This is a genomic window from Membranihabitans marinus (genome assembly GCF_021729155.1).
GTDB classification, from domain to species: Bacteria; Bacteroidota; Bacteroidia; order Chitinophagales; family Saprospiraceae; genus Membranihabitans; species Membranihabitans marinus.
In genome coordinates, this window is sequence record NZ_JAJQYA010000005.1 from 112,847 (window position 1) to 135,051 (window position 22,205).

Consider the following 22,205-nt stretch of genomic DNA (forward strand, 5'->3'; position numbering starts at 1 on the left):
ATAAAATCATTGATGTATAGTAGAGTATTATTAAAGTTAAGTGGGGAAGCTTTGATGGGCAAAAAAGAGTTTGGTATTGACAACCAAATTTTGCTGCATTATGCCGAAGAAATCAAATCTATTCAAAGATTGGGAGCAGAAGTAGCCGTAGTTATCGGTGGCGGAAACATCTATAGAGGTGTGTCCAATGACCAGTCTGTTATAGAAAGGGTTCAAGGTGATTACATGGGAATGCTGGCTACTGTGATCAATGGTATGGCCTTGCAATCTTCATTGGAATCCATCGGTGTTTATACGCGATTGATCTCTGCTATAGAAATGAAAGAAATAGCTGAACCCTATATTAGACGCAGAGCCATTAGACATTTGGAAAAAGGGCGGGTCGTCCTTTTCTCAGCCGGTACCGGTAATCCATATTTTACTACGGATTCGGCAGCCGCCCTCAGAGCCAATGAAATAAGTGCAGATGTAATCTTAAAAGGGACGAAGGTTGACGGCATTTATTCTGAAGATCCCATGATCAATCCAAAAGCAGTTAAGTACGATAAAATTAATTTTGAGGAAGCTATTGATAAAGGACTAAAAGTAATGGATAGAACTGCCTTTACCCTTTGTCAAGAGAACAATCTGCCCATTATTGTTTTCAATATTTATGAAAAAGGCAACCTACAAAAAATAGTCAACGGAGAAGCTTTGGGAACCATTGTCGATAATTTTGCAGCCGTAGAAAAATAGACCGTCTGGGAAGCGAATCTATTTGGTTTTATCATAGGTGTTTTTCTTAAGTTTGGAAGACATTCAGCCCTATAAGTCGGACAAAAACACTAGATTCATATTGAATTGTTTGGTATTATGTCGGTAATACCCCCTTAATCCAATGGTGAATTCGAATAAGTTTAAATACCGCGCTGTCAACAATAAGTCAGCCCCGTATTGCCAGATTTTTGTATTGGGATTGTGAATGAAATATTCACCAAACAGATTGCCAGCCAGTCTTTTGGTGTACATGATGTGGGGAATCGATACTTCGGGATAGCATATCGGAAATATATAGTTGGCAGCCAAGACTCCACCTCGAGTAAAAGTCGTCACATCGTAATCCGGCAATATGGCGGATTGGATATAGAATGGCAGATAATTATTCGCCAGTCTGGAATTCCATTGACTTTGAAGATTGATTTTGAATCCATCGTTTTTAAAGAAGCCTGGCAGATAAATATGGGTATAATTATAATATAAATAGGGCTGACTATCATCCCAGCTGCGAAAGTAATTGTGGTAGGTGTTCCAGCCCCAACGCGGTATAATATCCCGATAGGCCATCATAGCTGATCTCTGCCATTGAATGCTGAGATTGGTTTTTTGAAATTGGCTAGGCTCCAAAATCACATTACTTGGCAGTTCTAATGATGATGGATCGAAATGTTCTTGGACTATAGAATGCGTTAATTCTGTGGTTAAGTATTCACCATAATTTCTTTTTGAAAAATTCAATGGCAAAATGATGGACCCTTCCAATGTGGTCTCTGACTTTGGCAAACTCAGGATTTCATTATTGTACCTGATATATAACTTTCTATTAAGACGATGTTGTGCTTCCAGAGAAAACTGTGTAAAACTCTGTCCATAAGTTACTTGGCCACCTAAAGCATAAGTGCCATCGCTATCGTAGTATTGTCCAAAAATTTCTGCTTCTGTAGTGTTGAGATAATCATTGGAAATAATGGAGAGTTTTGGAGTGGATAAGGATGGATTCAAATACAGGGAATGAAATTTAAACATGTGTTTAAGAGGCTTGTAATCACTTTCTGTTACCATAGCTTGATTAGATAGATCTAGCTTTCTTTGCTTAGTTTGTTGATTTAAAAAGCTGTGATTATTTTCTGTTTTTTGAGATACAAACAATGCGTTGGCTGAAGTTTCTAAATTCATGGCTGAGGAATACAGCCTTTGCCCATAAGCAGTTTTACGGCTAAAATAGATCATGTCCTTTTCTCGATTATAGGTGGGATTGTAATCTCCAGTAGGAGATTGGCTGATGCTGTATATTTGTTTCTCTGAAAATCTATAATAATATATCTGGTCTCTGCCCGAAATGGATGAGGAAAACAATACCCCCTCCTTATGGTGGTAGGGGCGGGCAATTGTGGCATCAATTGGCGGTATGATTGAATTGAGTTCTCGACTCCGAAGGTCATATGTTTGCAATGACATTCTGCCTTCTCGGCGAACAGTAAAAACTATCTTGTCTCCAGAATCATTAAAACTGGGATAGGCCATTATTGCACCTGGTATTTGTAATAGCGTATCCTGTTTTTCACCGTTTGCATCGAGGAGTACAAGTTGATTCTCTCCCCTTTCATCTCCTAGAACAGCTGCGAACTGTCCAGTTGCTGGATGGTGATCGAAGGATAGAATCCTACTGTGGTTGGTTATTTTTATATTTTTATGACTGTTGATGTCGTACTGGTAAATATCACTATACGTTTGGTTCGTCCATCTGGGATGGGGAGATTGATTGAGGTAGAAGATTTGTGATCCATAATTTTTTATGTATGCATCGTTAGTGGCCCCCAGAGCAAATAGTTTTTCCTTCCTAACCCCAGTCACTAGATATACGGTATTGATCTCGTCATAACTGCTTTGAAGTAAAATGGATCTATCGGCATCTATAGTTAAAATGATTTTTTCATTTCTTATGTTTTTATCGTCATCAAAAAGAGGACTGGACTTGTCCGTTATGTGTCGAAATTCTGAATGAAGATTCACATATTGAGCTAAGGCATCATTGGAAAACTGGGATATGGTTTGGCCAGTATTTTTGCGAATGGCTTTGGCAAATGGAGGGAGTCCATATTTCAGTCTGTGCGAATTGTTCAATATTCTAGACCAAAAATCTTCACCGTATTCCCTATAGCCATGGGCTACCAATTGATAGCCGAAAACATAATGGTTTGGGATAATATCTTTAAAAGATCCATTTCTAAATTTGGCATAGGAATGATTTTTTCCTGCCTGTAAAATCGCGTGGAGATCGGCGTCAAAGGCAGGCAACTGTCCTCTACCTACTTGAGTTACTTCTGACTCAAAATAAACGGCATCGCCCTCAGTAAACCAATTGGGAATTAGAAAATGATAGGTGCCACCCATGGCGGCTTGGCCAGCAAATTTGCTGATAACATTTAATGGGCCCGCCCTAAAGTTAGAAAATTGTAATACGTGTCTATATTCGTGAGTGGTTAACAATTGAGGCCAATCACCATAACCAATTAGATTGGGGTCTTGAGATCCATGTAGATAAAACTCCGATCGATATGGGGCATAACTCACAAATCCATTGGCGGTGAGATTGTTGTTTCTCAGGATAATGGGGATGTGATCGGAATGACTTCCCAAACTCAATACAGAATGAGATTGAATGTCATTGATATCTTGAATTATGTCGTCTGCACGATGTTCTAATCCTCGATTGTAAATGACATCGACTTGGGCTGTTTTTTTAATTTTCCAATCCTGACTGGGGGGAATACCTCCAAAATTTTGACCATTACTTTCGCTGACCTTACACAAAAGGATCCAGGTAAGACCAAAGATGACTAGGTAGCGATAGGAGTAATATTTCATAGGGTTAAATTATTTGTCCCTATAAATATATTAATTTATTCTTTGCTTGAATGGATGGTTAAATTTTCGATTTCTATCTTGGACAATTCTTCTAGATGACCATTTTCATAGGCTTCTTCGATCATATCAAAGTCGATAGTGTTGGGGTCGGCCTTGTAATTGATATAATCTCGATAGATCAACCCATTGGCATTGCGTTCATTGTATCCAGCTCTAAATCTAATACCTCCTCCATGGACATGATATGAATAAGCCAGATAGTCTAGGGAATAATCTTCGATGTCAAAAAAGTATAGGAATACATCGTCGTGATCTTCTCCTCCACCTTCTTGATCAAAAGTGATTTGGACTTTATGGTAGGTTTTATTTTTTATGTTTACTTCGCCGATATACGATGAATTGACGGCAGGGTCGGTAAGAGCATAGGGGAGGAAGGCAAAATATATTATTGAATTAATGCCGCCGGCTAGGGAGGTTTCTTCTTCCGATGTTAAATTTAATTTTTCATTGTTCATATATCGAGAAAATCCCTCATTATTCAAACTGTCCAAGATGAGATTGGCCGAAGTGTCTTGAAAATTTCTTATGTATTCAAATGTCCCATTGTCGTTGTGGTATTGAATCTGCTGACCTCTAAATTCAAAACTTATATGGGCTCTATCCAAGAGTGATCCATTCATAGCTTTGATTGATTGATGAATGATTTCTTCACTTTGTGAAAGAATTGACACGGCGGCTTGGTTACTGGGTTTCGTGCAAGCGTAGATCAATACAGAAATGAGCAATATTAATGTGGAAATGATAATGGGTTTCATCAAGAATTTCAGTTTTAATTATTCAATACAAACTGCAAATTGTGTCAATTGTTTTATGACTACCATGGAAAAGTAATTCAAATCCTTATTTAATTCTAAAAACCCGATACCGACTATAGAGGGAATATTGTGAAGGTGGTTTACGACTCCAAAGGCAAATGAAAACAAAAAGGTAAAACTACAGGGATTGAATGGGGCAAGAACTCATCTGCTGTAACAGATGTAAGGATTGAATGGAGGATAGGGAAAGCCAGCGATCTAAAATTATACGGTCAATATACAGTTCTCGGTATTGGGAAGATAAATGGATTAAAGTGTCTTGAATGGATTCATTTTGTAAGTCGACTTGATAGGGGAGTATGTCAAAATTATCTCTTCGTATATCAGATTTTTCAATTAAATCTTTTACTTTTTTAGCCATTAGAATATGAAGAGTGTTGTATTGATCCAAACTGGGAGTGACCATGTAGATAATGTCTAATACCGTGTCCTCAGAGGATTTTATTTGTTGAATTCGATTTAAGTCACTTAACTCTTCCATCTGGTAATCTATGACAAATCCTATTTTTTTTAGTTTGACATTGTCTATATGGCGAACGATGATCTGTTTACACTGCTCAATAAATAAGTCAATTTGCTGATAACTATCCCAAGATACTAGATATTTATTATTGATTTTTACAGCCGGGATGGAAGAAGTGTTGTCCGATAATATCTTTAGAATATTGTTGACCTCTACGATGGCAAATTCATATTGATGTTTCTCAATAAATTGAGTCAAAGCATCCTTTATTAGGTTGTACTTTTGAGTTTTGGTCCCGTATATAATCAATGTATTCAATCCATAATTTTTTTAACTAATAGTCTAGATTCTGCATTCTGCATTAATTGAAGTAATAGTTAGATTATTTTTTTTGTTTCATTAGGGAATTCACTATCCGCCCTGTACTTTTGCAGGTAATTTATTTTGGATTTATTCCAGTAGGAGTCATCTATTCTGCAATTTTTTTTTAAATTATTCCAAAAATAGGAGGTAAGCTTTTTTTACGCGATGATGTAAATCACATTTTGAAATGATACAAATCAATCTTGAGTTTTGAATAAGGAAAATATAGACCTTGCTTCTACCCTAAGGTATGTTATCGATACAGCCATTGATGGGATATTGACTATAAATGATAAGGGCATTATTGAGATGGTCAATCAGTCGGCAGCACAATTGTTTCAGTATAAGCCCAGTGAAATGATTGGGAAAAATGTGAAATTTTTAATGCCAGAACCCGATCAATCTCAGCACGATAAATATATAGAAAACTATAATCGAACCAAGAAGCCAAAGATTATTGGTATTGGAAGAGAAGTCCAGGGTTTGAAAAAAGATGGAACTTTGTTCCCTTTTAGGTTAGCGGTCAGTGAAGTAGTGCTGAGTGATCGGATCATATTTACTGGGGTAGTACACGATTTGACAGAATTAGATGAAGTCAATAGAAAATTGCTAACCATTAATAATGAACTTGAAAAGTTGGTGGAACTGCGAACCATTGAGTTGGAGCAAGTCATCAATCGCCTGTTGAGTACCAATAAAAAACTCGAGGAAAAAGAGAAAACCCTAGCCAAAGCTTTGGACAACGAAAGGGAACTCAATGAACTCAAGTCGAGATTTGTATCCATGGCTTCTCACGAATTTAGAACACCACTGAGTACTATATTGTCGTCGGCCTCTTTGATCTCCAAATACCAAACCGCAGAAAATCAGACCAATCGTTTAAAACATGTGGATCGAATAAAATCAGCGGTCAACAACCTTACGGGAATACTTAATGACTTTTTGTCTTTGAGCAAACTGGAAGAAGGCAAACAAGAATTAAAATTCACTGTATTTAATCTTACCGATGTATGTTCTACCTTGGTCAACGAATTGGAGAGTATTTTAAAGAAAGGTCAATATTTTGAAATTAACATAGCTGATGAATCAGTCAGTATCTATTCGGATCGTCATATAATTCGCAATATTTTATTCAATTTAATGAGCAATGCTATAAAGTATTCACCTGAAAATTCACCGATTATTTGCAATATAGACTATGGAGTGGATTCGGTGTCTATAGAGGTAGCCGATAAGGGAATGGGGATTCCTGTACAAGATCAACAATATATTTTTCACCGATTTTTTAGAGCTTCCAACGTGGAAAATATTCAGGGAACTGGTTTGGGTTTGCATATAGTAGAGCATTATATTAATATGTTGAAAGGGGAGATATCTTTCACAAGTGAAGAATACTGCGGTTGTACTTTTACCATGAAAATTCCCATATATGAAAAGTAGGGTGTTAATTATCGAAGACAATTTCGAAGTAAGAGATAACATAGGAGAAATCCTAGAACTGGCAGGATATAATGTACTACTTGCGGCCAATGGTAAACAAGGTGTGGCAATGGCATTGGAGCACCATCCACATTTGATATTATGCGATGTAATGATGCCGGAATTAGATGGATTTGGCGTGGTGAAGATTTTAAACAATTCAGAGGTAACCAGAGACATTCCTTTAATTTTTTTAACGGCAAAGGCGGAAAAAAGAGATTTTCGAAAAGGGATGAGTCTGGGCGCGGTAGACTATATTACCAAGCCCTTTGATGATTCCGAGTTGTTGAGAGCCATTGAATTGAGAATAAAAATGGCCAATACCTCTAAGGTACAGTCTCGGCCACAGTTTTCTAATGGTGAAAAATTGAGATCAGATATCCAATCTTTTATTGAAGATAAAGAATTGAGATTGTTTGCGGCCAAAGAATACTTGTATCGCGAGAATGCTTATGTACACAATGTATATTATATTGAATCTGGGAAGATTAAGATATCCAAAACCAATGAAATGGGCAAAACCTTGATTGTTCAATTGGCTTCTCGAAGAAATTTTGTTGGACAATTTGATGCTTTTAGAGGACGACCCTATATTGCTGATGCCATCAGTTTGACACCGGTAAGTGTTCGGATTATTAACAAAGAAGAGTTTCTAGATTTTGTACAGTCCAACGATCAATTGATGTCTTATTTCAATCAGCTGATGATGGAAGAATACAGTCAGTCCTACAATCGATTGTTGGAGCAGGCCTATGAGTCGGTTCGAAAAAAAGTGGCTTCCAGTCTTATGGCATTATACGATCTCTATTCTCCATCGGCCATCGATGTCAGCAGAGAGGATATAGCTGATTTAGCAGGTACTGCGAAAGAAACGACAATTCGTACCCTTTCCGAATTCAAAACCGATGGATTGATTCGCATTCAGGGCTCTGAGATCAATATATTGGAGCCAGAAGTGTTGAGAAACTATCCCCATTGACAGGGATTTAATGGCACATAATTGGATTTTGGATTAAATAGTAAAACTGTAATTCACTGGGCATATGGATGAAGAGCCCTCTATATATCAAGATCAATCCCAGGACCAATTGAAATATGGGAATAACATTTGCGATCTTGGCTTTCCATACCATGGATATTCGATGATGGCCCAGGACCAATCCAATTAGGATAGGACTGGTAGATAACCCAAACAAAAACATAAATAAGCCACTCTGCCAGACATTGTCTGCCATTAGTGATGCGGCCAATGCCAAATAGACGAGTCCGCAAGGCAACAGTCCATTAAAAAAACCAATTATCCAGACCGATGTTTTCTTTCGATTTAAGAAAAATTGACCAATGCGTCGATGTAAACCAGCGTAGATTTTTTTAAATCCCGGAATGGCGAAGAGGGCTTTTTCGATGTCCAATGAGGCTAAAAATAATAGAATAAGTACAGCACCTCCAAGGAGAGAAAGCGTTTGCTGGAAATTGCCTAGAAAGCGTAATTGACCAATGGAAGATATGCCGATACCGATTAGGGCATAGGCAAACGATCGACTAATATTGTATTTTAAAAGTTGAAATAGTCTGTCGTATTTGTTGTTGGAAGGTTGACTTTGAATCCCACCTATAATGAGGGGGCCACACATGGTTAAACAGTGTAGACTTCCAAAAAATCCCAAAGATATGGCCAAGGTATATATCATGGTAACACTACATTGGTTTCCTTGTAATAACTGTTTGTTCCATCCTGCCACTCTACTTGTACATGGTATTTACCCGATGCTAAATCCTTAAAATTTATCTGTTTTTTCCCTCCATTGGGTACGGAAACCTTCCATTTTTTGTCCTTTAATTCATCGGAGGGAGAATACAGTACTACTTCGCCTTGGATAGGGGTATTATTCGGACCAAAATCCAAGGTTAACACAGCAGTTTCTGCCTCGTAATTTATTTGAAGGTCGCGATCTAATTTTTTTCGATTTTCAATTTGATCATATCGATTTTGATAAGCCAGATCGTGTTTATAGTAATCTTTCATGACCAAGCTGTGATCCACTTGGGTCGATCGGTACAATACATAACCCAGAGTACTTACATAGCATATAAAGAATATCAACAGGCTTTGGCCCCAGTTTAATTTTAACATAGGTTTTATTTTAAGGGTCCTAAAAAAACGGTTTTAGTCTTATCGATGAGTTCGTCGTCGTGGTATACTTCAATATTTAGATTGGTCTTTCTATCCGTCAGTATCGATTTAGGTATTTTAATAAACATGGCTCCTTCAGCAGTTTGTTGGGCTAGGGTGGAGGGCTCTTCTCCTACAAATTCGATTTCTGCATCTATATTTGCAATCTTAAATTGGATGGAATATTCTTTATCAGTTTTATTGATCAATTGATAATTGTAGAGATTGCTGATGGTGTCCGGAGAATTTTCATAGTACAAGGTTCCAGGAGTCCTAAGAATAAGGGCTTCTACATCAGATCGATTTATAAATAGTACAACTTGGAGGATAATCAATACCACTAGAACCATGGAATAGGCGATAGAACGCTTGTTGACAATGCTTCTTACCCCGGTTTCAATTCCATTGAGACTGTCGATGCGAATTAATCCCTTGGGCTTGTCAATTTTTGTCATTACATCATTGCATGCATCGATACATGCGGTACAATTTACACACTCCAATTGGATACCGTTTCTTATATCTATTCCTGTCGGGCAAACGTGGACGCATAGGTTGCAATCTATGCAATCTCCTTTTTGAGATTGGTCTTGATTTTTGTGAATTTTTCCACGAGGCTCACCTCTGACGTGATCGTATTGCACAGCCAAGGAGTTTTCCGTTAAAAGAACACCTTGTAGTCTGCCGTAGGGACAGATGGTGGTACATACTTGTTCTCGAAGAACAGAGAATACTGCGTAAAATACTGCCGAAAAAATAACCATGGAGATAAATCCCGATAAATGTTGTTGGATGGGATCTGTGATAATATCCACTAAGGCATCGGAACCGATAAAATAAGCGAGAAAGGTATTAGAAATAAGGACGGAGATGGAGAAAAAAATGATTTGCTTGCTTCCTTTTTTCATAATTTTCTCCGCCGTCCATGGAGCTTTGTTTAATCTTTTCTGGGCCTTGTAATCTCCTTCAATCCAGTATTCTATTCTTCTAAAAACCATTTCCATGAAAATGGTTTGAGGGCAAACCCATCCGCAAAATACACGCCCAAAAACCACAGTAAATAATACTATAAATACCATTAGGATGAGCATACCTATGACGAAAAGATGAAAATCTTGAGGTCCAAAGTAAATGCCAAATAGAATAAATTTTCCCTCTAAAATATTGAATAAGAAAAGGGGCTGACCGTTTATTTTAATCCAGGGAATGGCAAATAAAACCAATAACAAGAGATAGGAAATGTATTTGCGATATTGATACAGAGGACCTTTGGGTTTCTTGGGATAAACCCATATTCTCTTCCCCTGTTGATCTATCGTCGACAAACTATCTCTAAAAGATTCATCTTTGTCGTAGAGGTCTTGATATAAATGGTCATTATTCATTTTGGGTTTGCATTGAGCTGTTGCCGATGAAGGGCTAATTAATATTTTCGTCTTCTGTCCACAATTGTCCTTGTTTATCCTTGGCATTCGGTGGATTACTTCCCTGGAGTGATAGAATGTAACTAGCGACCTTTTGGATCATTGCTGGTTCCAATTGATTGTTCCAAGCGATCATTCCCTTTTCTGGGACACCATGGGTAATGGTTTTAAAAACATTGCGAATCCCACCTCCATGTAACCAGTATTCATCGGTCAAGTTGGGACCTATGCTATTTCCTTCTCCCGCACTGCCATGACAGGCAATACACAGGGATTGAAAGGTTTTTTTGCCCATGGCTATATCGTCTGGATCGGTTAATAGGGTGACATTTTCTTCGTTGACCAAGCTGGCCATTTTGGCTAAATAATCACTTTTGGCCTCATTGCCCGCTGCTACCTCTTCTTCCCATTGTTGGGTAGAACTCCAATTGCCCGACCATTCGTAGATATATAGATACACAACAGCGAAAACGATGGTTCCATAAAATAGAGCCAACCACCATGGAGGCATTTTGTTGTCGAGTTCTACGATCCCATCGTAGTCGTGGTCAAGAACGAGAGATTCCTCTTCTTCTTTGGGTACAAATCCCCATGCTTTTTCCAAGAGTTTACTCAGAGCTGAACCATTTTGGATTTGGGTGTCTTCTTCTACTATTTTTCCCGCTTCTATAAGGTATTTCTTTTTCTCTAAATTGAGATAATTCATCAAAACATTGTAGAGAGTGACCAGTACGCCAATCATCAATACGGCGAATAAGATGAAAAGTAAATTATGAAAAATCCATTCCAATGTTGGGCTAGAGGCTGATGTCTTAGCCATTAATGGGACGATGGACAGGATACAGATCAAGCTCGTTATATTGATTTTTTTATTTTTCATGAAATTTGGTTTTTGAAGTCAATAGTATCGTCCTCTAAAGGAAGATGTGTCATGTGTTCAAGGTGATTGGCGTCTTTTCTAAAAACCAAGACGAGGGCGGTAACGAATACAAAGAAAAAAGTAAGTAGGGAGGTCACCGCCATCCAATTTATTTGACCTGCTTGTTCCAGGATATATTTATACATGATGTTTAGATTTAATTGTTTAATTCGGGGTTGGCATCTGTACCTAATCGCTGCAGATAGGCGATGACGGCTATGATTTCTTTATTCTCTAAATTTTCTTGTTCTATACCGTCTTGACGCAGTACTTCAGTGATTTCTCTTGCTTGTTTTTGTAAATCTTCCACGGCATGGTTTTCATAATTTTTGCCGTAAGGAGTATTTAACATTTTAAGTACTTTGATTTTTGCCGATGTGTAATCGGTATTCAAATCAGTCGTGTGTAACCATTCATAAGATGGCATGATAGAACCAGGAGAAGTCGAAGTGGGATCCAACATATGATTGTAGTGCCAACTGTGAGAATATTTTTTACCCAATCTGTGCAAGTCTGGCCCTGTTCGCTTAGATCCCCAAAGGAAGGGACGATCATAGATGAATTCTCCAGATTTTGAGAAACCTCCAGCATATCGCTCTGTCTCAGATCGAAGAGGTCTTACCATTTGAGAGTGACAGGTATTACAACCTTCTCGAATGTATATATCTCTACCCTCCAATTCCAGCGGGGTGTATGGCTTAACGGAAGCTATTTTCGGAACATTGTTGTCAATGAGAAGCATAGGGAATATTTCAACCAATCCTCCTATAAGGACGACTACTGTGGCTCCAATAAGGAGTTGGATGGGTTTTCGTTCAATCCATTTATGCCAGTATTCTCCTTTTTGTCTTTTGTGTTTTACTCTGCTGGGTACGGTGACTACAGTGTCTGATGCTTTACCATTGCGAGCAGTAATCCACAAATTATAGACCATGATGAATACACCGATTAGATAAATCAATCCACCCAATGCCCGCAATCGATACATAGGAAGGATTTGAGTAACTGTTTCTAAGAAGTTTCCATAGGTTAAAAAACCACTAGGGTCAAAACTCTTCCACATCATACTCTGAGTCCAACCCGCCCAGTACAAGGGAATAGTGTAAAACATAGTACCTAAGGTAGACAACCAAAAATGTACGTTGGCCAAAGATTTAGAGTGGAGCTTGGTCTGGTAGAGTTTGGGAATTAACCAGTATAATATACCAAAGGTCAACATCCCATTCCAGCCCAAAGTACCCACGTGAACATGGGCTATCGTCCAGTCTGTGTAATGACTTATGGCGTTGATACTCTTAATAGACAATAGGGGTCCCTCTAAGGTAGCCATCCCATAGGCCGAAATAGCAACCACCATAAATTTTAAAATGGGATCGGTTCTCACTCTATCCCATGCTCCTCGCAGTGTCAATAGTCCATTGAGCATACCACCCCATGACGGAGCAATCAACATAATACTAAAGGCCGTCCCCAGAGATTGGGCCCAATCTGGTAATGAGGTATATAACAAGTGGTGAGGACCGGCCCATATGTATATAAAAATCAAACCCCAAAAATGGATAATAGAGAGTTTGTAACTATACACAGGTCTATTGGCTGCCTTGGGTAAGAAATAATACATCAAACCCAAATAAGGAGTGGTAAGAAAAAATGCAACGGCATTGTGTCCATACCACCATTGGATGAGGGCATCTTGTACACCGGCGAATACCGGAATACTCTTATAGAGGGATATCGGAATCTGGATATTGTTGAAAATATGCAATACGGTTACCGTCACCCATGTGGCTATATAAAACCAAATGGCTACATAAAGGTGATTTTCTCTTCGTTTGAGAATGGTTCCAAACATATTGACCCCAAACGCCACCCATACCACAGCAATGGCGATGTCGATGGGCCATTCCAGTTCCGCGTATTCGTGACTACTGGTCAAACCCAAGGGCAATGTAATGGCTGCGGCCAAAATAATGGCCTGCCATCCCCAAAAATTGAGCTTGGATAAAAATGGACTCCACATTCTCGCCTTTACCAAGCGTTGCAATGAATAATAGACGCCCATAAAAATTCCATTACCCACAAATGCAAATATGGCTGCATTGGTATGCAGAGGTCTGATTCGACCAAAGGTGATGTATCTGTTAAAATTGAGATTGGGCCATATCAATTCGAGAGCGGCATATAGGCCTACCGTCATCGCAATGGCTCCCCAAACTAAGGTAGCTATGGCAAATTGTCGGACAATTTTGTCATCATAACTAAACGTGTCAAGCTTCGGCATATTCATTATTTATTAATTTTGGAGTTTGTTTCTTCATCGTCAAATAACATTCTTATAGATGGAGTGTAGTCGTCGTCGTATTGACCCGATCGAACAGCCCAAAAAAAGCCAATTAAAAATCCTATGGCCAGAATTAAACTAATGGCGATAAGCAGAATGATTATTTGCATGGTTGTTGAAATTTGAGTGTAAATTATAACATAACCCAATGCTGTACTATGACCTGTGTCAACGGTTGGAATGACTATGGTCATTTCGGTTTTTTGGAAATATTATTTGAGTTAAAATATTAATAGAAAAAAATCCATATACTACTATGGTAATACTGCTTAGAGGCATTAAAACAGCTGCAAAAAGTGGAGATAATAGGCCTTTGAGTGCAAAATATAGGCCAATCCCATTGTACAAGGCCGCGATGACAAATCCACCATATAATATCCGTCTCGTCCATTGGGCATATTCCAATAGTTGCGGGAGTAATATTAATGCTTCGTCATTGACTACAATATCTGCCGCCGGAGTGAAATTGTTTTGACGATGATTTACGACTACTCCGACATTGCTCTGTTTGAGTGCGCCAGAGTCGTTGAGCCCATCGCCTACCATCATGGGGCTATATCCTTGTTGGATCAAATTATCTATATGTCTTAATTTGTCCTGGGGGGATTGATTGTACAAGGGTTTTTCACATTTAGCAAACCATTGGTCAATCTCAGGATGAGGAATCGGATCCCCACTGGTCATTCCGAGTATATATGAAGTCTTGAGGTTTTCGATGATGTTTTTCATTTCACCTTTTAATTTTTGTTCAAAGCTGAAATAACCCAATATGTCTCCGTTGAACTCAATATAGCTCCTAGAGATGGAGGTTTGTGAAGTATGGCCCAGAATAAACTTTTCCGAACCCAATCGCCAAAAATTATTATCCATTGTTCCCTGAATACCCTGTCCTGGAAACTCTGAGAAGTTGTTGACTTCTACCTCATCACCTGATTTTAAAAATTCAACAATGGCTTGACTCAATGGATGGGCGGACAGCCGACATAGTGAGGTTATCTGGTTCTTAGTCTGGTCATCGAGACTTATACCAGAAAATGTGACTTGCATTTTACTGTGGTCGGTCAAGGTTCCGGTTTTGTCAAATACTATATTGTCTATTTCTTGTAACCGGAATAAGGTGTCGGTATTTTTTAAAAATATATTCCATTTGGACAACTGTCTGATGCCATTTCCATAGATAAATGGAATAGACAGAGCCAGTACACAGGGGCAGGCGATGATGAGTACCGATGTCAGTACGTTAAAAGCCATGCCAATATCAATGGGCAACCAGTAAAAAAATCCTATAACAGCTATTCCAATAATGATGAAAACAAAATATTTACTGATAAAGTCTATGATGGATTTTTCTTTTATATCCTTGCTTTTTTGAAATACATCGTCGTTCCACAATTGGGTCAATCGGCTTTGAGCTACAGGATGGATGACTTCGGCCTCAACAAAACCACCGACGATCTTGCCACCAGCAAAAATATTTTGGTGGATGGTTGTCGACTGGAGTTTGGATTCTCCAGTTACAAAGCTATAATCGATTCGACCGTTTCCCGCCAGTAATTTACTGTCGCAGGGTAAGATTTCTTCATTTCGTACTCTAATAATATCTCCAGATTTTAACTGATCTATTGCAGTAAAATCCCATCCATCAGCTTCTTTTCTAAGTACAGAGATCGGAAAAAATGAAGTGTAGTCTCTATCAAAAGCAATATTGGAATAGGTTTTTTCTTGAAACCACTTGCCAATGAGTAATAAAAACACAAAGCCGGCAAAACTATCGAGGTAACCTTCGCCTATTCCTGATAGTATTTCAAAAACACTTCTGCTGAATAGAGTAATCATGCCTATGGCTATGGGTAAGTCGATGCCTATATTGCGTTTTAGTAAGAACTGTTTGGCGGCCAAAAGATAATCTTTGCCGGCGTATAATAAAACGGGGAGGGCGAGTAGTATTTTTAAATATCCAAAGGTGGTAAACATAGGCTGATGTGGACTGGACATATATTCTGGAAAACTCAGTAGCATGATATTCCCAAAACAAAATCCAGCCAGTCCAATTTTATAGTTGTTAGATTTTGAAAAACGTTTTTTTTCTTCTTTGGAATTATTTAAATTGAATTCTGGGCCATACCCTATCTGTTGAAGGAGATTGGCTAAGGAAAACAAATCTATTTTGTTGATATCAAATACTATTGTACACTCTTTTTTTAGATAGTTGACCTTGCTCGACAATATCCCATCATCAAATCGGAATAGGCGCTCAAGAATCCATATGCAGGCAGAACAATGAATCTGCGGCAGCTCTAGAATAATGGTGGCAATATTGTCCGTCTGAAAATCGATGAGTTGCCTGGCTATGGCTGTATTCTTTAGAAAGTCATAATTAGTATTCTGTTTGGCTTGTACCGCTTGACCTGGAAACTGATCATAGAAAGAAGTCAAATTGTTGTCGGCCAGTATTTGATATACGGTTTTGCAACCGTGACAACAAAATGACAATTCGTCCAATTGTATCTCAGTATTGTTACATGGTTCTCCACAATGATAGCAAGCGGTCTTGCTGATGGTATGCGGCGTATTGTTGTTCATGTATGACTTTGAGGTTCTATGGAAATAAAAAATGCAGGTGGTATTACTCCTTTTTCTGTAATACAAAGGTCTTTTCAAATCGTGATAAGTCCAATGATGTATGTCATCGTACTAGATGATATTACAACATTGAAGGAGGATAGATTAACGCATTAACAAGAGAGTCGAAGGATAATGGATGGGACCATATTGTTAATAGATATGAGAAAATGAAAACAGCTTATGAAAGATTTACATTAATATAGATATGGTCAATCATAGTTTTCATTATATTTGCAACATTGTTGTATTTACATGTAAAACAAAACTTAAATATGATTCAGATTTTGAGATTATTACCGGTTATGATTATTGGGTTATTATTTGTGAGTTGTGAAAAGGACGATCCAATTATACCGAATGAAGAAGAGTTAATCACCACTGTTGTGTATACCCTAGTATCGGATTCTGCGCCAACGGTTACCTTCGAATTCAAGGATTTGGATGGAGATGGAGGGAATGCCCCCATGATTACCAGTGGAATTTTACAAGCAAACACTGAGTATACAGGGAGTTTGACCTTGTCGAATGATTCTGAGGATCCATCAGAAGATATTACTTCTGAAATAACTGAGGAAGATGATGAACATCAATTCTTTTTTGCTGTTGATGGAGGATTGGATCTAAGTATTGACTACGATGACCAAGATGGTGATGGAAACCCTATAGGGCTAAAGACTAAAGCAACTACTGGTCAGGCTGGAACGGGTAATCTTACGGTGACCTTGCGTCATGAACCGACTAAGTCGGCCGATGGAGTATCTGATGGGTTGATTGCCAATGCTGGTGGAGAGACCGACATAGAGGTGACTTTTATTGTGACCATTGAATAGTTGATGACAAAAAAAATATTAATATTGGTTTTAGGATTGGCTCTCTGGCATGTTGAACTAGTGGGCCAATCTTGTTTGTATAGGTTGACGGGACAAGTGGTAGATCAAGCAAGTCGTCAGCCATTAGAATTTGCTACCATAATGGTAATGGACGAAGATTTGGGTGAGGTTACAGGGCAAGATGGTCGTTTTGAAATCAATAATCTCTGTAGTAGTCATTCTTATCGACTCCAAGTAAGTCACATAGGTTGTGAACCACAGCTGGTAGAAGTTCTCTTGCACTCAGATACAACTATCGTCATTGAGATGGAACACACGTCTTATAAATTAGAAGACGTGGTGGTTCAGGGGAAGTCCAATGATTATTCTACTGAGATAGGGTCCAATATTCAAAAGGAAGATATTGTGCATTCATCCAATGAAAATCTTTCAGACTTGCTCTCGACCATTGAAGGGGTAAGTGTGCTCAAGAGTGGATCTGGGATATCAAAACCCATCGTTCACGGATTGTTTGGGAATAGGATAGGGATATTGAACAATGGCATTCCGCAAGCTGGCCAGCAGTGGGGCAATGATCATGCACCGGAAATTGACGCTTTTTCAGCCGACGAATTGACTGTGGTCAAAGGAAGTAGTGCTCTTGCTTATGCTGGGACCTCTTTGGGCAGTGTAGTCAAAGTCAATATGTCGAAGATATCTCAAAGAGAAGGCATACATGGTCAATTGAATTATATTTTTCAAACCAATGGTCTCGGTCATACAGGCAACATTGAGATAGAGGAATACAAACCTCAATTGGCATGGAGATTGAAATCGACGATTAAACATATAGGTGATCGCAAGAGTCCAGATTATTATTTGACCAATACTGGGCAGAGGGAGAAAAATTTATCTCTCCAATTGGAAAAAACCATGTTCGATCACTGGCAATCGACTTTATATTATAGTTTGTTCTCTACAGAAACAGGTATTCTGAGAGGTGCACATGTGGGTAATTTAACGGATTTGGAGTCAGCTATTGGTCGATCTGAGCCGTATTTTACATCAGATGAATTTTCTTATTCCATCGCTCCTCCAAGGCAAGAAGTAGTTCACCATTTGTTGAAATGGCAGAATAAATATTTTTTAAAGGACAATAGATGGTTGGAGGTGAACTACGGTGGACAGATCAATTCTAGGAAAGAGTTTGATGTTAGAAGGAGTGGTCGGTCTGAATTCCCAGCTATGAGGATGAAGTTGTGGTCACACTATTTCGAGCAACTGTATCATCAACCTATATGGAAGGATGGAGAACTCAAGATAGGGTTGCAAGAAATGATGTTGGACAATACCAATCACCCCGAAACGGGGATTTTGCCCTTAATTCCCGATTATCGATCCTATTCTGGTGCTGGTTATGCCTTGATTGAGAAAAGTATAAATCAATGGTTTTTTGATTTTGGCAGTCGATGGTCGGTTAAGAAGATGGATGTGCAAGCGATTTCTAGAACATTGCCACGAGAGATTGAATATTTTGATCACTTTTTCCTACAGTCGGCTTTTTCAGTCGGCGGAAGATATCATTGGATGGATGGACAGGAGAGTAAACTCAATTTAGGGTTTATGAAACGGCCCCCAGAAGTCAATGAATTGTATAGTTTTGGCCTTCATCAAGGGGTGAGTGGAATTGAAATGGGAGATCCCAATCTATCCATGGAAGAGTCGTGGAAAGCGACCCTTGGTCATCGATGGCAACAATCGTCCTCATGGTCCATCAATGTAGTGGGGTATTCCCAATGGGTTAAAAATTTTATCTATCTCCAACCCTTAAATGAATATGAGTTGACTATTCGCGGTGCTTTTCCCGTGTTTGAATACAGTCAAACCAATGCTCATATTTATGGACTGGATGCCGATGCATCATGGCATCTCAATACCTATCACACTGTGGCTCTAACGGCTTCTATTGTCCGAGGAGATGATATCCAAAACGGTAATAGTTTGGTATATATTCCCGCAGATAATTTAACTGCGACTTATCGTTACCAGCTGGCCGATCATCGTCGATGGCAGAAGTCTTACATTGAGATCAAAGGCCAATACGTTTTTGAACAAAATCGATTAGATCTTGACCAAGATTATTTGCCGCCTCCTCCTGGCTATTTTTTGATGGGATTGGAATTGGGAAGCAATTTAGTTATAGGTGGACAACGGTTTAATATTCATTTAGATATTCAAAATTTGACCAATACCAAATATCGAGATTATCTCAATAGACAGCGATATTATGCCGATGAAGTGGGAATCAATGCCAATCTGTCATTGCAGTATTCTTTTTAGGATTTTTGACACAGGTTACATAGACCTTCTAGAATAATGTGAGATTCATTGATTTGAAATCCCTCTGGTAGTCGATATTCACTATCGTAGTATCCTTCCACACAGACAGTTTTGTCACAGGATGTACAGTGAAAGTGAGCGTGATTGTCCTGATGAGCATGACCACTACAACCTTCTTCACAAAGTGCGTATTTGGTAGCACCTGTAGCATCTACGGTTTGATGGATAAGCCCTACATCTTCAAAGGTTTTTAAGGTTCTATAGAGAGTTACACGGTCGGGATTTTGCAATTCGTTTTCCAATTCTCTACTCGATACTGCCTTGCCTTTGTGTTGTAGCATATAGGTTAAAACAGCCTTGCGAAAAGGTGTTTTTCGAAGATGTGTATTGCTCAGTCGAGAGTCTATAGCGGTATTGATATCCATAATAATCGCTCTTCTTTAATATATCACAATTTTAAAGCGAAATGGTTTAGAGAACCATCATAGATGTCGCCTTATAAATAATGATGACTATTTCGTATAATAATTGTAAAGGTAGTGAAAATGAAAGGAAAAAATTAATATTGAGATTACCTTATATTCTTATACCTCGCTGTACAATATTGGTTGGTAGGAAGGATATGAAAATGGGAAAAGAAAATTACTATGTATTATAAATGTATTTCGTATTAACAGCTGGCGCTGATGTGACCACTTCAATGATGTTCTAAGTAGATAGTGAGTCAATAGAAATCTCTCTATGGTTTTGGAAGGCCGTACCTAAGAAAATATACGAGGACTCATCCAATGATTCATCCTCGTATCTATATTTAGGTTAAAAAGTAGACTAGAATCGATATCCAATGGCAAGCTTGCCCGTAATGTCAAAATTCAATAATGGCCACTCAGCAGCATTGAAACTGGTGTCATCAGATTTGTAATTATTCGTCAAGGCTCGTCCTACGCCTAGACCTAGTTCAAATATGATATTGTCTTTTGATACCCATTTGTAACCGCTGTAAATACCCAGAGCCAGTCGGAAGTTTTTAACTTTGTCTCCTGTGTATTTTACACTGTTGTTGCTCATTCTGAGGTAGGCTCCAGCATTGAATTTGTCATAGCCTTTATCCGGGTTAAAGTAGTATTTTCCCAGGGCTCTCAATCCAAATCCATTACTGTTGAAATCTTCGCCATCTACGCTGTATTTATTGAAATTTAAGTTTAGTGTCCCTTCCAGTCCAATGTTTTCGTGGACAGGTTTTTCAGCAGAAACGCCAATGCTTTTAAAGAGTAGGCCAATGGGATTGATAGATACATCCAATTGACTAAATGCCGGTAGGCTAATCATCAACATGATTAGTGTAGTGAAAAAGGTCTTCATAGTAGTTTGTTATTGGTTAGTTTTGTACAAATCTAAATATTTTATAGACAATTATCGAATAATAGAATTTAAATGTTGTAGTTTAACAATTTTCTGTACTGGGTTGAAGAGGGAAAGATGGAAGTTCTGTGCCATAGTTGGGGAAGCTAGTTTGACCTTGTGTACATTCAATTAAAATCACCTACAGAAAGTCCACTACTCTCAAATTGGAATATCTTCAAATAGATCGAAATATAAATGTCAATTATAAATTCATTGCTAATAATGATCGGAAGGAAAATAAATGGCATTTGTGGAGGTTCTCATCTTCAATGAATACCTCAATGATATTATCCATCCTCGAATTTGGGTTATACTTTGACTTATATTATAAACCCCATTGATCATCATTGACCAAGGGGGTTTAGTAATTTTATGATAGAGGTCTTCTTTTATTTTAATCCTATTTCACGCAATCTTTCATCTAAATATTCACCTGCAGTAATGGCATCGTATTGCAGAGGATTGTCTTCCGTAATGCAATTGGGGAGACAGGAAAGATCCATGTCGGCCACAGGGTGCAAAAAGAAGGGAATAGACAGACGAGGTACGTGCCATTCTTCCTTCGGTGGATTGATGACGCGATGGGTAGTAGATTTGAGATAATTGTTGGTCAGTCTCTGAAGCATATCCCCTACATTAATGGCGATTTCATCTTCTTGGGGCAATACTGGTAACCATTTTCCTTCTGTTGTCAATAATTGAAGCCCGCCGGCAGAGGCTCCTACTAATAAGGTGATTAAATTGATGTCTTCGTGTTGTTCTGCACGCACCGCAGAATTGGGTTCTACAGTAATCGGAGGATAATATATGGATCTCAATATGCTATTGCCTTCATGAATCTCACGATCAAAATAATGCTCTGGCAAATTTAAATAAAGAGCTATGGCTTGAAGTAAGATACCTCCTGTCTTTTCAAAAGCTTGGTATAAATTTTTGCCATAATCTGCGAAATCTTCTACTTCAGCTACTTTGACATTATCGGGATATAGTGGTTTTTTGGGATGTCCTTCTGGAACTTCTTGACCAATTTGGAAAAATTCCTTTAGGTCGGCGACTTCTGAATGTTTGGCGTGTTCTTTACCAAAAGAAGTGTATCCCCTTTGACCGGCCAATCCTTTGATCTCATAATTTTTTTTGATTTCATCGGGCAACTCGAAAAAGGCATTCGATCGCTGATAAAAGTTAGAAATTAAATCCTGACTGATTCCGTGATTTTTAATGATGACAAATCCACATTCGTGAAAAGCATTTCCCAAATCTTGAATAAACTGGCTTCTAGTTTCTTCATTTCCCTGAGAAAATTGAGAGAGATCTAATTTTGGTACAGATATAGTTGACATATTATATTCTTTTAATTATCAATATA

The 22,205-nt window shown here is 38.4% G+C and carries 19 protein-coding genes; 5 read left to right on the plus strand and 14 right to left on the minus strand.

The annotated features are described in order from the left end of the window. Window positions 1-9: 9 nt before the first annotated feature. Window positions 10-735, plus strand: coding sequence for a UMP kinase (gene pyrH / locus LVD51_RS05140; RefSeq protein WP_449566873.1), 726 nt, complete (start codon window positions 10-12; stop codon window positions 733-735). A gap of 69 nt (window positions 736-804) precedes the next feature. Here pyrH and LVD51_RS05145 read toward each other — a convergent pair whose 3' ends face one another. The 3 genes from LVD51_RS05145 to LVD51_RS05155 form a co-directional block, all read right to left on the minus strand. After that, window positions 805-3,624 (minus strand): TolB family protein, encoded by a 2,820-nt coding sequence (locus LVD51_RS05145; RefSeq protein WP_236970125.1) that lies wholly within the window; start codon window positions 3,622-3,624, stop codon window positions 805-807. A gap of 35 nt (window positions 3,625-3,659) precedes the next feature. After that, complete coding sequence (locus tag LVD51_RS05150) at window positions 3,660-4,439, minus strand: DUF6503 family protein (RefSeq protein WP_236970126.1); 780 nt, start codon at window positions 4,437-4,439, stop codon at window positions 3,660-3,662. Between the two features lie 178 nt (window positions 4,440-4,617). Further along, window positions 4,618-5,280: a hypothetical protein gene (locus LVD51_RS05155; RefSeq protein WP_236970127.1), complete on the minus strand. Its 663-nt coding sequence runs from the start codon at window positions 5,278-5,280 to the stop codon at window positions 4,618-4,620. A 255-nt stretch (window positions 5,281-5,535) separates the two neighbouring features. Between LVD51_RS05155 and LVD51_RS05160 the strand changes: the two genes are divergently transcribed. After that, entirely contained in the window at window positions 5,536-6,765 is a 1,230-nt protein-coding gene (locus LVD51_RS05160) for a PAS domain-containing sensor histidine kinase (RefSeq protein ID WP_236970128.1), read from the plus strand. Then, the gene (locus tag LVD51_RS05165; protein ID WP_236970129.1) at window positions 6,755-7,783 is read left to right on the plus strand and encodes a response regulator; all 1,029 of its coding nucleotides are present in this window, start codon (window positions 6,755-6,757) and stop codon (window positions 7,781-7,783) included. The genes LVD51_RS05160 and LVD51_RS05165 overlap by 11 nt, the downstream gene beginning before the upstream one ends. Before the next feature lie 7 nt (window positions 7,784-7,790). On the opposite strand, the gene LVD51_RS05170 is transcribed toward LVD51_RS05165, so the two are convergent. Genes LVD51_RS05170 through LVD51_RS05205 form a run of 8 tightly spaced genes read right to left on the minus strand, consistent with a single transcriptional unit; the run spans window position 7,791 to window position 16,244 of the window. Then, a complete protein-coding gene (locus LVD51_RS05170) occupies window positions 7,791-8,495 on the minus strand; it encodes a sulfite exporter TauE/SafE family protein (protein WP_236970130.1) in 705 nt (234 codons plus the stop codon). Then, on the minus strand, window positions 8,492-8,938 hold the full coding sequence (locus LVD51_RS05175; RefSeq protein WP_236970131.1) for a FixH family protein: 447 nt from the start codon (window positions 8,936-8,938) through the stop codon (window positions 8,492-8,494). Before LVD51_RS05175 ends, LVD51_RS05170 begins: the two co-directional genes overlap by 4 nt. Before the next feature lie 5 nt (window positions 8,939-8,943). Continuing rightward, window positions 8,944-10,449 (minus strand): cytochrome c oxidase accessory protein CcoG, encoded by a 1,506-nt coding sequence (ccoG, locus tag LVD51_RS05180; RefSeq protein ID WP_236970132.1) that lies wholly within the window; start codon window positions 10,447-10,449, stop codon window positions 8,944-8,946. Then, window positions 10,397-11,281 (minus strand): cbb3-type cytochrome c oxidase N-terminal domain-containing protein, encoded by an 885-nt coding sequence (locus tag LVD51_RS05185; protein WP_236970133.1) that lies wholly within the window; start codon window positions 11,279-11,281, stop codon window positions 10,397-10,399. The genes ccoG and LVD51_RS05185 overlap by 53 nt, the downstream gene beginning before the upstream one ends. Further along, window positions 11,278-11,466 carry a hypothetical protein gene (locus LVD51_RS05190; RefSeq protein ID WP_236970134.1) on the minus strand — a complete coding sequence of 63 codons (189 nt, stop codon included), beginning with the start codon at window positions 11,464-11,466 and terminating at the stop codon, window positions 11,278-11,280. The genes LVD51_RS05185 and LVD51_RS05190 overlap by 4 nt, the downstream gene beginning before the upstream one ends. Before the next feature lie 11 nt (window positions 11,467-11,477). After that, window positions 11,478-13,601 carry a cytochrome-c oxidase, cbb3-type subunit I gene (gene ccoN / locus LVD51_RS05195; RefSeq protein WP_394803150.1) on the minus strand — a complete coding sequence of 708 codons (2,124 nt, stop codon included), beginning with the start codon at window positions 13,599-13,601 and terminating at the stop codon, window positions 11,478-11,480. Window positions 13,602-13,606: 5 nt separating this feature from the next. Continuing rightward, a complete protein-coding gene (gene ccoS / locus LVD51_RS05200) occupies window positions 13,607-13,771 on the minus strand; it encodes a cbb3-type cytochrome oxidase assembly protein CcoS (RefSeq protein WP_236970136.1) in 165 nt (54 codons plus the stop codon). Window positions 13,772-13,829: 58 nt separating this feature from the next. Then, complete coding sequence (locus tag LVD51_RS05205; protein ID WP_236970137.1) at window positions 13,830-16,244, minus strand: heavy metal translocating P-type ATPase; 2,415 nt, start codon at window positions 16,242-16,244, stop codon at window positions 13,830-13,832. Between the two features lie 314 nt (window positions 16,245-16,558). Here LVD51_RS05205 and LVD51_RS05210 point away from each other — a divergent pair, with 314 nt between their 5' ends. Beyond that, the gene (locus LVD51_RS05210) at window positions 16,559-17,116 is read left to right on the plus strand and encodes a type 1 periplasmic binding fold superfamily protein (protein WP_236970138.1); all 558 of its coding nucleotides are present in this window, start codon (window positions 16,559-16,561) and stop codon (window positions 17,114-17,116) included. Between the two features lie 3 nt (window positions 17,117-17,119). Further along, window positions 17,120-19,435 carry a TonB-dependent receptor gene (locus LVD51_RS05215; protein ID WP_236970139.1) on the plus strand — a complete coding sequence of 772 codons (2,316 nt, stop codon included), beginning with the start codon at window positions 17,120-17,122 and terminating at the stop codon, window positions 19,433-19,435. On the opposite strand, the gene LVD51_RS05220 is transcribed toward LVD51_RS05215, so the two are convergent. The 3 genes from LVD51_RS05220 to LVD51_RS05230 all read right to left on the minus strand — a co-directional run bounded on the left by LVD51_RS05220 (window position 19,432) and on the right by LVD51_RS05230 (window position 22,179). Then, the gene (locus LVD51_RS05220) at window positions 19,432-19,860 is read right to left on the minus strand and encodes a Fur family transcriptional regulator (RefSeq protein WP_236970140.1); all 429 of its coding nucleotides are present in this window, start codon (window positions 19,858-19,860) and stop codon (window positions 19,432-19,434) included. The two genes, LVD51_RS05215 and LVD51_RS05220, sit on opposite strands and share 4 nt — an antisense overlap. A 403-nt stretch (window positions 19,861-20,263) precedes the next feature. Then, window positions 20,264-20,797 carry a DUF3575 domain-containing protein gene (locus LVD51_RS05225; protein WP_236970141.1) on the minus strand — a complete coding sequence of 178 codons (534 nt, stop codon included), beginning with the start codon at window positions 20,795-20,797 and terminating at the stop codon, window positions 20,264-20,266. 431 nt (window positions 20,798-21,228) lie between these two features. Next, window positions 21,229-22,179 carry an isopenicillin N synthase family dioxygenase gene (locus LVD51_RS05230; RefSeq protein WP_236970142.1) on the minus strand — a complete coding sequence of 317 codons (951 nt, stop codon included), beginning with the start codon at window positions 22,177-22,179 and terminating at the stop codon, window positions 21,229-21,231. Between the last annotated feature and the right edge of the window lie 26 nt (window positions 22,180-22,205).

Bases quoted from the DNA above. Each gene is read 5' to 3' on its own strand.
- LVD51_RS05145 (WP_236970125.1), bottom strand. From the start codon at position 3,624: ATGAAATATTACTCCTATCGCTACCTAGTCATCTTTGGTCTTACCTGG.
- LVD51_RS05150 (WP_236970126.1), bottom strand. From the start codon at position 4,439: ATGAAACCCATTATCATTTCCACATTAATATTGCTCATTTCTGTATTG.
- LVD51_RS05165 (WP_236970129.1), top strand. From the start codon at position 6,755: ATGAAAAGTAGGGTGTTAATTATCGAAGACAATTTCGAAGTAAGAGAT.
- LVD51_RS05170 (WP_236970130.1), bottom strand. From the start codon at position 8,495: ATGATATATACCTTGGCCATATCTTTGGGATTTTTTGGAAGTCTACAC.
- LVD51_RS05175 (WP_236970131.1), bottom strand. From the start codon at position 8,938: ATGTTAAAATTAAACTGGGGCCAAAGCCTGTTGATATTCTTTATATGC.
- ccoG (WP_236970132.1), bottom strand. From the start codon at position 10,449: ATGCCAAGGATAAACAAGGACAATTGTGGACAGAAGACGAAAATATTA.
- LVD51_RS05185 (WP_236970133.1), bottom strand. From the start codon at position 11,281: ATGAAAAATAAAAAAATCAATATAACGAGCTTGATCTGTATCCTGTCC.
- LVD51_RS05190 (WP_236970134.1), bottom strand. From the start codon at position 11,466: ATGTATAAATATATCCTGGAACAAGCAGGTCAAATAAATTGGATGGCG.
- ccoN (WP_394803150.1), bottom strand. From the start codon at position 13,601: ATGCCGAAGCTTGACACGTTTAGTTATGATGACAAAATTGTCCGACAA.
- ccoS (WP_236970136.1), bottom strand. From the start codon at position 13,771: ATGCAAATAATCATTCTGCTTATCGCCATTAGTTTAATTCTGGCCATA.
- LVD51_RS05205 (WP_236970137.1), bottom strand. From the start codon at position 16,244: ATGAACAACAATACGCCGCATACCATCAGCAAGACCGCTTGCTATCAT.
- LVD51_RS05210 (WP_236970138.1), top strand. From the start codon at position 16,559: ATGATTCAGATTTTGAGATTATTACCGGTTATGATTATTGGGTTATTA.
- LVD51_RS05215 (WP_236970139.1), top strand. From the start codon at position 17,120: ATGACAAAAAAAATATTAATATTGGTTTTAGGATTGGCTCTCTGGCAT.
- LVD51_RS05220 (WP_236970140.1), bottom strand. From the start codon at position 19,860: ATGGATATCAATACCGCTATAGACTCTCGACTGAGCAATACACATCTT.
- LVD51_RS05225 (WP_236970141.1), bottom strand. From the start codon at position 20,797: ATGAAGACCTTTTTCACTACACTAATCATGTTGATGATTAGCCTACCG.
- LVD51_RS05230 (WP_236970142.1), bottom strand. From the start codon at position 22,179: ATGTCAACTATATCTGTACCAAAATTAGATCTCTCTCAATTTTCTCAG.